Origin of the sequence: Rothia nasimurium (assembly GCF_928391935.1) — a bacterium.
Taxonomy (GTDB): domain Bacteria; phylum Actinomycetota; class Actinomycetes; order Actinomycetales; family Micrococcaceae; genus Rothia; species Rothia nasimurium_D.
Window position 1 is genome coordinate 50895 of the sequence record NZ_CAKMTD010000012.1, and the last position, 11511, is coordinate 62405.

Consider the following 11511-nt stretch of genomic DNA (forward strand, 5'->3'; position numbering starts at 1 on the left):
GGCCGCCACCCGGCCCCGGTGCTTCCGGCGGCCGTCCTGCCCCACCATCATTGAGCACTGAGCCACACCTATCAACCCATTGCAGATTCGGGTGCACCGTTGCACCCTCGTGTTGAGGAGAGACCCACCATGACTGACACCGACGTCAAGAAGGGCCTAGCCGGCGTTGTAGCCGACTACACCGCAATTTCCAAGGTCAACGCTGAGACCAACTCCCTGCTCTACCGGGGCTACCCGGTGCAGGAGCTCGCCACCGTCCCCTTCGAAAAAGTAGCCCTGCTGCTCTGGAACGGGGAGCTTCCCACCGACGCTGAACTGGACGAGTTCACCGCCTTTGAGCGGGCCCACCGCGCCCTGCCCGACGCCCTCAAGGCAGTGATCGACTCCCTACCCACCGACTGCCACCCCATGGACGTCTGCCGCACGGCAACCTCCTTCCTGGGGGCTGCCGATCCCAAGAGCGAGGACCTCTCCCCCGAGACCGAACTGCTCAAGGCTAAGGAACTCTTCGCGGTCATGCCGGCTGTCGTCTGCTACGACCAGCGCCGCCGCCGGGGCCAGGACATCATTGCCCCCCGCGAAGACCTGGACTACTGCGATAACTTCCTCTACATGGCCTTCGGCGAAGTCCCGGCCCCCGAGGTCAAGACCGCCTTCAACGTCTCCATGGTCATGTACGCCGAGCACTCCTTCAACGCCTCCACCTTCACCGCCCGCGTCATTACTTCCTCCCTCTCAGACCTGCACTCAGCCGTCACCGGTGCTATCGGGGCTCTCAAGGGCCCCCTACACGGTGGTGCCAACGAGGCAGTGCAGCACACCTTCGATGAGATCGGGGTGATTGAAGGCGAGTCCCAGGCGGATGCCAAGGCCCGCGCTAAGGCCTGGATGGAAGCTGCCCTGGCTGAGAAGAAGAAGATTATGGGCTTTGGCCACCGGGTCTACAAGAACGGCGACTCCCGCGTGCCCACCATGCAGAAGTCCTTCTTCGACATGGTCGAATACTACGGCCGCCACGACATCATCGGCCTCTACCAGGGTCTAGCTGAAGCAATGGACGAAGCCAAGGGAATCAAGCCCAACCTGGACTACCCCGCTGGCCCCACCTACCACCTGATGGGCTTCGACACCCCCACCTTCACCCCCATCTTCGTGGCTTCTCGAATCACCGGCTGGACCGCCCACATCCTGGAGCAACGCGCAGCCAACTCCCTGATTCGCCCGCTCTCCGCCTACAACGGTGTGGACGAACGCCACCTCTAAACCTGCCCCTTTCGGCACCTAGGCTCACTCGCCCTCGGTGAGGTAACTCACCGTATCGTTGCGTAACCGTGAGTTAGCCATAAAACCGGGCCTGCCCTCATTCCTGAGGGCAGGCCCGGTATCTTGTTTCTCTGGCCTCTAACGGGCGCGGGGGTGGCTGGCGGCGAAGACCTCGCGCAGGGTCTCAGCTGTGACCTTGGTGTAGACCTGGGTGGTGGTGACAGAAGCATGACCGAGCAGTTCCTGCACCACCCGGATGTCAGCCCCGCCCTCCAGCAGGTGGGTGGCAAAGGAGTGGCGGAGGGTGTGGGGGGAAAGCTCTGCCCGAATCTTAGCTTTCTCGGCGTGGGTCTTCAGAATCAGATAGGCCCCCTGGCGGGTTATGCGTCCGCCCCTGGCGTTGAGGAAGAGGGCCGGGGTTCCCTTCCCCTTGGCAGCGAGGGCAGGACGGCCCCGCACCAGGTAGTCCTCAATGGCGCGGGCGGCGTAGGAGCCCACGGGCACAACCCTTTCCTTGCTCCCCTTGCCAAAGAGGCGGGCGACTGCGGGCAGGGTGGGGGTTGCATCGTCCTTTTCGATGATGATGTCGTCAAGGTCAACGGTGATTGCTTCGCTGATGCGGGCCCCGGTGGAGTAGAGGAATTCGAGCAGGGCCCGGTCGCGCAGGCCTGCCGGGGAGGAGATATCTGGGCTTTCGAGTAGCCGGGTGATATCGGGGAGGGCTACGGCCTTGGGCAGGCGGGCAGCCGGAGTGGGCGGACGTACCGTGGCTGCGGGGTCGGTGGGGGTGGTGCCCTCGGTGTACCAGAAGCGGTGGGCGCCCCGTACCCCGCTGATGATTCGGGCGATGGACCGCTGGGCTAGGGGCTGGGCCCCGTCCGGCCCGGGTTCAGCGCAGGAGGCCGCGAAATCTCGCACGTGTTTCTTGCTGATGATACGAGGGTCGATGACGCCTTGGCTGGCCAGGTAGGTGGCGTAGCGGGTGAGGTCGCGGCGGTAGGAGGCCAGAGTGTTGTCTGCCAGGCCCCGCTCGATGGCCAGGTGGTTGAGGTAGACCTCCATTGCCTGGGTCAGGGGGGTGGGGGTGTCGTCTGGCCCCGGGGGTACGGGTTTCATGAGAGGCCTTCGGCAGGGCGGATGTCGCCTCGGTAGTTGGCTTCGCGTAGGGCGGGGTGGGCGGTAAAGGGGGCGTCTACCGGGTAGAGGGTTTCAAAGTTTCGGGCGGCAGCTGCGGCGGCGGCGAGAATCGCGTTGGTGGCTGCAGCATTGTGGATTCGCCCGGTAAGTACGGCCTGGACGGCTTCGTCGAGGGGGACCCAGCGGAGCACGATTTCAGCTTCTTCGTGGACGCGCTCTTCCCTCTGTTCGGCGGGGATTTGGCTGAGGTTGCGGGCCAGGTAGATCCGGCAGGTTTCGCCCATGCCGCCGGGTGAGTTGTAGAACTCCATGAGGGTATCCCACTGGCCTGCTTGGAGGTCGGTTTCTTCGGCGAGTTCTCGGGCGGCTGCCTGGTGGGGTGGTTCCCCGTCGATGTCGAGCAGGCCGGCTGGGATTTCCCAGAGGTTGGCGCGGACGGGGTGGCGGTACTGGTTGATGAGCAGGATTTCGTTTTTGTCGTTGAGGGCGAGGACGGCAACGGCCCCGGGGTGCAGGAGGAAGTCCCGTTCGAAGGGTTCAGCTCCTTCGGTGAGGGCGATGCCTTCACGGATGACGTCCCAGATGTAGCCTTCGAACTGGGTGCTCCGGCTGGTCACGAATCGGGGGTTGGCAATGTCTGCGATGGTCTCTTGGGCGGCGGCGAGCGCCGGGGCGTTGAGGCGGGGGGCGTCCCCTATGTCATAGGTGAGGTGTTGGCGCATGGGGTTCTCCTGTGTGGGCGGTTTTCCTTACCTGCTCACTTTACCGCCCCTGCCTGTATCAGGTTAGGCTCACCGGTGTCTTGCAGCTCTCTTGGAGCCGGGGGCCGGGGACGGCTGAGGGGGCCGGGTAACCGGCCCCCTCCGGGGTGAGTGTGTTTTAGCCCTTGCGGTTGTCGAGGGCTGCCTTGATGAGCCCTGCGAAGAGGGGGTGGGGCTTGGTGGGTCGAGAGCGGTATTCGGGGTGGGCCTGGGTGGCGATGTAGTAGGGGTGTTCGCTCACAGGTAGCTCAACGAACTCCACCAGGGATGAGTCGGGTGAGGTACCGGAGATAACCAGGCCGGCCTCTTCGAGCTGCTGGCGGTAGTCGTTGTTGACCTCGTAGCGGTGGCGGTGGCGTTCTGCTACCTCGGTTGCCCCGTAGACGCTTTCGGCCAGGGAGCCTGCAGCCAGAGTGGCCGGGTAGAGGCCCAGGCGCATGGTGCCGCCCAGGTCGCCTGCGCCGTCCACAAAGGCCTTCTGCTCTTCGATGGTGGCAATCAGCGGGGAGGCGGTGTCGGGATCGAACTCGGTGGAGGAGGCGTCCTTGATGCCCAGGACGTTACGGGCGTACTCAAGCACCATGGACTGCAGCCCGAGGCAGATACCCAGGGTGGGGATCTTGTTCTCGCGGGCGTGGCGCAGGGCCCCGATCTTGCCGTCGAGGCCACGGATACCGAAACCGCCGGGGACGAGTACGGCGTCCATGCCGCGCAGCTGGTGGGCGGCGTCCTCGGGGCTGGCGCAGAGGTCAGCGGCAACCCACTTGACGTTGACCTTTGCCTGGTTGGCGAAGCCGCCTGCCCGCAGGGCCTCGGTGACGGAGAGGTAGGCGTCGGGCAGGTCGATGTATTTACCCACCAGGGCGACGTTGACTTCGGTCTTGGGGGTGTGGACGGCAGCCAGTAGTTTATCCCAGGCGGTGAAGTCTACCTCCTGGGCCTCTACACCCAGGTAGTCCAGGATGTAGGAGTCCAGGTTCTGGCTGTGCAGGGTCTTGGGGATGTCGTAAATGCTGGGGGCGTCGGCGCAGGAAATCACGGCTTCTGGTTCGACGTCGCAGGCGTGCCCAATCTTGATCTTGTGGGATTCGGGTACTTCGCGTTCGCAGCGCAGGATCAGGCCGTCGGGAATAATGCCGAGCCCGCGTAGGGCGGCGACGGAGTGCTGGGTGGGCTTGGTCTTGAGCTCACCGGAGGGCCCGATGAAGGGCACCAGGGAGACGTGCAGGAAGAAGACGTTGCGGCGGCCGATGTCCCGGCGCACCTGGCGGGCTGCCTCCAGGAAGGGCAGGGATTCGATGTCTCCGACGGTGCCACCGATTTCGGTGATGATGATGTCGGGGGCGTTCTCGCCCTCTGCGGGAAGGCGCATACGGCGCTTGATTTCGTCGGTGATGTGGGGAATGACCTGCACCGTATCCCCCAGGTACTCGCCGCGGCGTTCCTTGGCGATGACGTGGGAGTAGACCTGGCCGGTTGTGACGTTGGCGGCCTGGGAGAGGTTTTCGTCCAGGAAGCGCTCGTAGTGGCCGATGTCGAGGTCGGTTTCTGCCCCGTCGTCGGTGACAAAGACTTCACCGTGCTGGAAGGGGTTCATGGTGCCGGGGTCGACGTTGAGATAGGGGTCGAGCTTCTGCATGGTGACGGACAGGCCACGGGAACGCAGAAGACGGCCAAGGGAGGAGGCCGAGAGGCCCTTGCCGAGAGAAGAAGCTACACCGCCGGTGACAAAGATCTGGCGGGTGATTTTACCGTTGTTTGATGTTTTTGTATCTACCACGGAATTCCAGCCTATCATTCTTTCTGTTTCGGGTGTGTAAACAGTCTCGGCAGGGGCCTTTCCCCGGGTGGCTTTAGATTTGCCCGGCTGCTTCCAACAGTTCCCGGGCGTGTTCCTGGGCGGCAGCGGACTGGTCGTGGCCTGAGAGCATACGGGCCAATTCTACGACCCTCTCTTCGGTGGAGAGTACCTGCACCCGGGAGAGGGAGCCGTCGTCGTTCTTACGCACCAGGATGTGTTGGTCGGCGAAAGCGGCCACCTGGGGCAGGTGGGTAACCACCAGGACCTGCACGTTCTTGGCCAGCATGGCAAGGCGGCGGCCAATCTCAATAGCGGCTTTACCGCCAACACCGGAATCAACCTCATCGAAGATGAAGGTGGGCACGGGATCGACTTCAGACAGCACGACTTCTAGGGCCAGCATGACGCGGGAGAGCTCACCGCCTGAGGCTCCCTTACCCAGGGGGCGGGGGACGGCCTGGGCGTGGGAGGCCAGCATGAAGGTCACAGAGTCCTTGCCGAAGCGGTGGAATTTTTCGGTTTCTTCAACCTGCACGACCAGGGAGGCGTTGGGCATGGCCAGGGCTGAGAGTTCCTCGCTGACGGCAGCTGCCAGTTTGCGGGCGGCCTTTTCGCGTAAGGCGGTGAGCTGGGCTGCCTGCTCCCCCAGGGTGTCGCGCAGCTGGCGGAGTTCGGCTTCGAGGGCCTCCTGCCGGGCGGGGTCGTCCGAGAGGGTGCCGAGCCGGGCCCGGGATTCTTCAGCCCAGGCCAGGACCTCTGCGATATCGGCCCCATACTTGCGGGTTAGGGTTTTGAGCTGGGAGCGGCGGTGTTCAACCTCAGCGAGGCGTTCGGGGCCCTCGGTGTCCAGGCCGGAGGTATAGGCAGAGATTTCTTCGGCTATGTCGGTGACGGTAATGAGGGCCTCATTCAGGCGCCCAGCCAGGGCTCCCAGGTCGGCGTCGTCGGCTGCTTCGGCGGCCAGGGCTGTGCGGGCGGCGTCGAGCAGTCCGAGGACATTGGGCTCGTCCGCGTCCCCATATTCGGTGCCTGACAGAGCGGCGGACGCCGTCGCCGCCGCTAGACGCAGGGACTCGACGTTGGCCAGCTTCTGGCTTTCAGCTCTCAGGGCTTCTTCTTCGCCCTCAACCGGGTTGACGGCGTCAATTTCGGCCAGGGCCCCCTGGAGGGTTTGGGCTTCCAGGGCCCGGGCCCGGGTATTTTCGCGGACGTCCCGCAGCTCCCCGGCGGCCTGCTTGTACCGCTCATAGTTGGCGGTGTAGTTGGCCAGTAGCTTTTCGAGTTTCTTCCCGGCGTAGGAGTCCAGGGCCTGACGCTGGGCGGCGGCGTCCTTGAGGCGCAGCTGGTCTGACTGGCCGTGGACGGCAACCAGGGTGTGGCCGATTTCGGCCAGGGTTCCGATGGGGGCCGATACCCCACCGACGTGGGCCCGGGAACGGCCGGTAGCTGAGACGGTGCGAGCCAGGAGCAGTTCGGCTGATCCGCCGTCCAGTTCCTCGACGGACCCGCCAGCGTCTTCAGCCAGGCCCAGGGCCTGGTGCCCGTGGGGCAGGCGGATCACGGCTTCGGCCAGGGCGTTTTTGGCCCCGTTGCGGACGGAGCTGGCGTCTGAGCGGGCACCTAAGAGCATGCCCAGGGCGGTGACGACCATGGTTTTACCGGCACCCGTTTCGCCGGTCAGGACGGAGAAGCCAGGTTCCAGGGGCAAACGGGCATCGGTGATGACGCCGAGGTCGCGCAGGTGAATTTCTTCAATCACGGGCTTAGTCTTTCTTCCCTTGGTCGGTTCCGAGGACGGGCAGGGCGGTGGTTGCCGGGCCGGTGGTGTAGGGGCCCCGCCACCCGGCTGTGGGGAGCTCAAACTTCTTGACGAGGCGTTCTGAGAAGGGGGCCGGGTGCATACGGGCTAGGCGCACCGGCTTGGAGGATCGTGTCACTTCGACGCGGGCTCCGGGGGGTAGGTCGCGGGTGCGGCGGCCGTCGCACCAGAGAACCCCCTCAGCCCCGTTGGTGGAGACGAGCTCCACGGCCATCATGGAGTCCGGGGCCGTGACCAGGGGCCGGGCAAAGAGGGCGTGGGCAGACAGCGGCACGAGGAGCATGGCTTCGACGCTGGGCCAGACGACGGGCCCGCCCCCGGAAAAGGCGTAGGCGGTTGAGCCGGTGGGGGTTGCTAGCACTACCCCGTCGCAGCCGAAGGAGGAGAGAGGCCGCTGGTCTACTTCGATGACAACCTCAATCATTTTTTCCCGGTTGCCCTTTTCAACGCTGGCCTCGTTCAGGGCCCAGGTGTCCAGGATTTTTTGGCCGTCAGCCCAGACTTTCACGTCGATGGCCATGCGCTCTTCAACCGTGTAGTCGCCCGAGACAATGCGTTCTACGGTTTCGGTCAGGTCAAACTCTTCGGCTTCGGCCAGGAAGCCCACATGGCCCAGGTTGACGCCGATGAGGGGGATTTGGGTGTGGCGGATCATCTCGGCTGCCCGCAGGATTGAACCGTCCCCGCCCAGCACAACCCCCAGCTCGATATCTTTGAGGGCCACAGACTCGTGGGCGACGGCGACAGGCACGGGGTTGTCCCAGCGTTCGGTGAGGGCTTCGAGGTCGGCCCGGTTCATGACGGGAACCAGCCCGGCCTTATACAGCTGGGTACAGGCGGCGCGGGCAGCGTCGCGGGCTTCGACTCGGCCGGTGTGGGCGAAAACCAGTATCTTGCGGTCCCCGGGGCCAGTGGGGGCGGCAGGTGCTTGAGTATCCTTCACCCTTTTAGGCTAACTGATGTTTCCCCTGCAGAGGCCTGAATTCGTTCCCCAACACACCCTTTTTTCGAATATTTATTCGATTTTTGGGTGGGGGCCCTCCCCTACCCTCCTGGTCCCGACCAGCCGGGGCCTAGGCGTCCTGAGCCGGTTTCTGGCACCAGAGGAAGAACTCTAGGTTGCCGTCCTGGCCGGGCAGGGGGCTTTCCTGTTCCCCTTTCACCAGCAGACCGGCCTCCTGGGCTGTCTGCCTCACCAGCTGAACGGCCTCAACCCGGGCGGCTGGGTCAGTCACGACCCCACCTTTCCCAATCTTGGCCGGGCCAACCTCAAACTGGGGTTTGACCATCAGGAGCAGGTCCCCGCCAGGAGCAGTGGCCTCAGCCAGGGGCCCTACCACCTTGGTCAGGGAGATAAAGCTGAGGTCAGAGACGGTCAGCTCCACTTGCCCGCCGATGTCGGCCGGGCTCATGTGGCGCACGTTCATGCCCTCGTAGACGTCCACGGCCGGGTGGTGGCGGATCTCGTCAACCAGCTGGTCGTGCCCGACGTCCACGGCGGCGACCCTCCTGGCCCCCCGGCGCAGTAGCACGTCGGTAAAGCCCCCGGTGGAGGCCCCTGCGTCCAGGCAGAACTTGCCTGCCACGGTAATGTCGGGGAAGGCGTCCAGGGCCCCGGCCAGCTTATGCCCGGCCCGGCTGACGTACTCCGTCAGGTCGTTCCGGAGCACCCGCACCCTGTCTCCCTCTTTGAGTTTCTGGGCCGGTTTTGTGGTGGGCTTGCCGTTGACGCTGATGTAGCCGCCCTCCACCATTTTGGCGGCCAGGGTGCGGGATCGGGCAATGCTGGCCTGCACCAGGTATTGGTCCAGTCTCATCCTGTCTCCTTTTCCCGCAGCCTAGCGGTTTAGTTGAGTTCTTGGGTTAGGTCGTCTGCTAACTGGGTGAGCTTCTCCAGCCGTTCGGTGGCGTCCAGGGCCAGGGCGGCGGTGAGGGCGGCTTCGAACTCCGGGTCTAGTTCTAGCGGCTCCCCTTCTGCGGGGGCTTGGTCCTTAGCCACGGTTGATGCTTTCGGGGAGGGTTGGCTCGGTGGTGTCGGGGTGGGCTGCCCACCAGGCGGCGCAGGCTACCCGCCAGCTATCGACCTCGCTGCCCTGGCCGGTGACTGTCAGCTCCATGCCCTGGGCGGTTGCCGTCCAGCCTGCCCCGGACGCAGTGGCCCCGTGGGCGGTCGCTTCACAGCTGATGTCGGGGTAGGGCTCAAAGAACCCGGCTAGGTCTGTCAGCAGGTAGGTGGGGCGTTCCAGGGGAATGGCGGCAAGAATACTCTCATAAGTCTCCACCCCGGTCATGACCACAGCGGTTGCCATACCGGCCCGGTTCCCGCCCTGAATGTCGGTGTCCAGGCGGTCGCCGACGACGACGGGGCGCTCGGCCCCCAGCTTCTGGGCGGCGGTGATGAAAATCGGGGATTCTGGTTTCCCGGCAACCAGGGGGGTCCTCCCGGTGGCGGTGGCGACGGCCCCGACAAGGGTTCCGTTGCCGGGGGCGATTCCGCGTTCCTTGGGGATCGTGAAGTCGGTGTTGGAGGCTACCCAGAGCACCTTGTCGTCGGCCAGGGTGTAAGCAGCTTCAGCCAAATCCTCCCACAGGATCTTGGGGTTGAAGCCCTGCACGACGGCGACGGGCTCATCAGCCTGGCTAGCTACGGGTACTAGGCCAACGGCGCGGACGCAGTCAGCTAGGGCCTGGGTCCCGGTCACCAGGACCTTAGAGCCTGGGGAAAGCTGCTCGGCCAAAAGTTCTGCTGCGGCCTGGGCGGAGCTGACGACGTGGTCGGCGTCGGTGTTGACCCCCAGTTCTACCAGGTGGTCGGCAACGGCCTTCACGCTCCGGGAGGCATTGTTGGTCACGAAAGCGACGGGAACGCCAAGCCCCTGGGCCTTGTTGAGGGCTTCGGGGGCACCGGGGATAGCGTCGGGGCCAGCGTAGACGACACCGTCCAGGTCAGAGAGAATTGCGTCGTGCTGGTTGAGCAGCATGAGTTTTAGTCCTCCTCGGTGCCTTCGGTAGTGGCTTCGGGGGCCAGCTCAAAGAGGGCTTCTTCTTCAGCCTGTTCTTCGCTGACGAGGGTTTCGGTGGAGGGGGCGGGGGTTTCTACCTCAAAGAGGGCTCCGTCCTCTGAACCGGCTTCTTCATCGGCCTTTTCAGCGGCTTCAGGGGTTCCCTCGGCGGGCTTCTCCTCTGCCGGAGCTGCAGGGCCATCCTGGGCAGCTTCTGCGGCTTCGAGGTCGACGGAGGGCTCTTCGGGTTCGAGCAGGTCCTTCTCGGTGAAGATGTCAAAGATTTCGGGTTCGACGAAGTCACCCTGGCCAAGGGCGGCTTCGGTCATAAGGGCCAGTCGGGCCCAGCGGTTGGCTTCCTTGGTCTGGCCGTCCTGGTGCAGGAGTTCTGCGTAGGTGTTGAAGAGGCGGGGTGAGTAGTCGAAGCCGCGCTTGGGGTTGAGTTCAGGAATCTGCAGGGCCTTAAGAGCTTTCTTGAGCTCACCCTGGTCGCTGTAGATACCAGAAACTACGATGGCGACCTCTGAGCGGACGGCGGCGGGCACGTCCTCGCCCTTGGCTTCTTCTGCCAGGGTGAGGGCTTTTTCGATTCGGCCCAGGGCACGTTCACAGTCGACGAGCAGGGCCAGGTGGTCGTTGGCGCCTGAGATTCGACGGTGGGTGCGGAGTTCGCGCAGGGCCAGTTCAAAGTTTTCAGCGGCGTAGGCTGCGATACCTACGACTTCGCGGACGACGCCGATTCGGCCTGCCCGCTTGGAGGCGGCGATAGCGTGTTCGAGGGCGAAGTCGGGGTCGATGTCGAGGTAGCGCCCAACCATGACGAGGTGCTTGGCGACGGTGTCTGCGTTCTGGGCTTCTAGCTGGCGCAGGGCGCGGAGGGTCCAGTTCTCCAGTTCCTTACCGGTGACGTCGGTGTCGATCTCGGGTGCGTTCTTGGAGGGACGGTAGTCACCGCCGGGATTCTTAGCTTCGGTGAAACGCTGGTCCTTGCGTTCCCCCTGGTGGCCGCGCTTGTTCTGGTCGCGGTCGAAGTTCTTGCGGGGGCCGCGGTCACCGAACTTTTTGTCGCCGAATTTTTTGTCACCGAACTTGCCGGTGCCCTTGCGGTCATCGTAGCGTTTGCCGCCACCACGGTTCTTGTCGTAGGGCTTCTTGTCGCCGTAGGAGCGGTCGCCGTCTCGCTTTGTGTAGCCGCCTTCGTTGCGGTCTGAGCGGTCGCTACGGTAGGGGCGGGAGGAGTTTCGGTCGTTGTTCTTCTTGTAGCCACCGCGGTTTTTATCTGAGTGGTTACGTGAGTTTTCAGCCAAGTGAGCTCCTCTATTGTTTTTGTGGGGGTAGGGCTCTTTTCTGCCCTGTTTTTTCGCTAGGTTCTAGTCTATCTGGCTTGGGGTAGCTTGCGTAGGGGTCGGCTGGTCTTCCTGGTGCGTTTTCAGGCACACAGCCTGTGGTTGAGGGTCTGTTAAAGCAAAAAAAGGGGTCGGAGCTTGTGCTCCGGCCCAGGGAATATGGGCTACTTGCAGATAGTTTCTTCCCAGAGCAAACAAACCGGGGCAAACAAAAAGGCCCTGGACGTTTCGTCCAGGACCTTCTGTATCCCAATCAAAAAACCGGCGGTGACCTACTCTCCCACACCGTCACCAGTGCAGTACCATCGGCGCAAAGAGCCTTAACTTCCGGGTTCGGGATGGAACCGGGTGTTTCCCTCTCGCTATAACCACCGTAAACCTA

Annotated in this window: 10 protein-coding genes and 1 rRNA gene; 1 reads left to right on the forward strand and 10 read right to left on the reverse strand. The window is 63.8% G+C overall.

The window, feature by feature from the left end:
* Nucleotides 1-129: 129 nt before the first annotated feature.
* The gene (locus L7A15_RS10120; protein ID WP_237208956.1) at nt 130-1263 is read left to right on the forward strand and encodes a bifunctional 2-methylcitrate synthase/citrate synthase; all 1134 of its coding nucleotides are present in this window, start codon (nt 130-132) and stop codon (nt 1261-1263) included.
* Nucleotides 1264-1401: 138 nt separating this feature from the next.
* Here L7A15_RS10120 and L7A15_RS10125 read toward each other — a convergent pair whose 3' ends face one another.
* The 10 genes from L7A15_RS10125 to rrf form a co-directional block, all read right to left on the reverse strand.
* Nucleotides 1402-2379, reverse strand: coding sequence for a site-specific tyrosine recombinase XerD (locus L7A15_RS10125; RefSeq protein WP_237208955.1), 978 nt, complete (start codon nt 2377-2379; stop codon nt 1402-1404).
* On the reverse strand, nt 2376-3122 hold the full coding sequence (locus tag L7A15_RS10130; protein ID WP_237208954.1) for an NUDIX domain-containing protein: 747 nt from the start codon (nt 3120-3122) through the stop codon (nt 2376-2378). Before L7A15_RS10130 ends, L7A15_RS10125 begins: the two co-directional genes overlap by 4 nt.
* A gap of 157 nt (nt 3123-3279) precedes the next feature.
* Entirely contained in the window at nt 3280-4959 is a 1680-nt protein-coding gene (locus L7A15_RS10135) for a CTP synthase (RefSeq protein ID WP_272878659.1), read from the reverse strand.
* A 55-nt stretch (nt 4960-5014) separates the two neighbouring features.
* Entirely contained in the window at nt 5015-6721 is a 1707-nt protein-coding gene (gene recN, locus L7A15_RS10140; RefSeq protein WP_237208953.1) for a DNA repair protein RecN, read from the reverse strand.
* 4 nt (nt 6722-6725) lie between these two features.
* The gene (locus L7A15_RS10145; protein ID WP_237189817.1) at nt 6726-7724 is read right to left on the reverse strand and encodes an NAD kinase; all 999 of its coding nucleotides are present in this window, start codon (nt 7722-7724) and stop codon (nt 6726-6728) included.
* 130 nt (nt 7725-7854) lie between these two features.
* Nucleotides 7855-8598, reverse strand: a complete 744-nt coding sequence (locus L7A15_RS10150) for a TlyA family RNA methyltransferase (protein ID WP_237200888.1) — start codon at nt 8596-8598, stop codon at nt 7855-7857.
* 29 nt (nt 8599-8627) lie between these two features.
* The gene (locus tag L7A15_RS10155; RefSeq protein WP_237189815.1) at nt 8628-8780 is read right to left on the reverse strand and encodes a GTPase; all 153 of its coding nucleotides are present in this window, start codon (nt 8778-8780) and stop codon (nt 8628-8630) included.
* Complete coding sequence (locus tag L7A15_RS10160) at nt 8773-9762, reverse strand: HAD-IIA family hydrolase (RefSeq protein ID WP_237189814.1); 990 nt, start codon at nt 9760-9762, stop codon at nt 8773-8775. The genes L7A15_RS10155 and L7A15_RS10160 overlap by 8 nt, the downstream gene beginning before the upstream one ends.
* 5 nt (nt 9763-9767) lie before the next feature.
* Nucleotides 9768-11090 (reverse strand): hypothetical protein, encoded by a 1323-nt coding sequence (locus tag L7A15_RS10165; protein WP_237189813.1) that lies wholly within the window; start codon nt 11088-11090, stop codon nt 9768-9770.
* Between the two features lie 298 nt (nt 11091-11388).
* Nucleotides 11389-11505: ribosomal RNA gene (gene rrf / locus L7A15_RS10170) — 5S ribosomal RNA — on the reverse strand.
* Nucleotides 11506-11511: the final 6 nt, after the last annotated feature.

Excerpts from the sequence above, each read along its gene's own strand:
- L7A15_RS10120 (WP_237208956.1), top strand. The coding sequence starts at position 130 with ATGACTGACACCGACGTCAAGAAGGGCCTAGCCGGCGTTGTAGCCGAC.
- L7A15_RS10125 (WP_237208955.1), bottom strand. The coding sequence starts at position 2,379 with ATGAAACCCGTACCCCCGGGGCCAGACGACACCCCCACCCCCCTGACC.
- L7A15_RS10130 (WP_237208954.1), bottom strand. The coding sequence starts at position 3,122 with ATGCGCCAACACCTCACCTATGACATAGGGGACGCCCCCCGCCTCAAC.
- L7A15_RS10135 (WP_272878659.1), bottom strand. The coding sequence starts at position 4,959 with ATGATAGGCTGGAATTCCGTGGTAGATACAAAAACATCAAACAACGGT.
- L7A15_RS10150 (WP_237200888.1), bottom strand. The coding sequence starts at position 8,598 with ATGAGACTGGACCAATACCTGGTGCAGGCCAGCATTGCCCGATCCCGC.
- L7A15_RS10160 (WP_237189814.1), bottom strand. The coding sequence starts at position 9,762 with ATGCTGCTCAACCAGCACGACGCAATTCTCTCTGACCTGGACGGTGTC.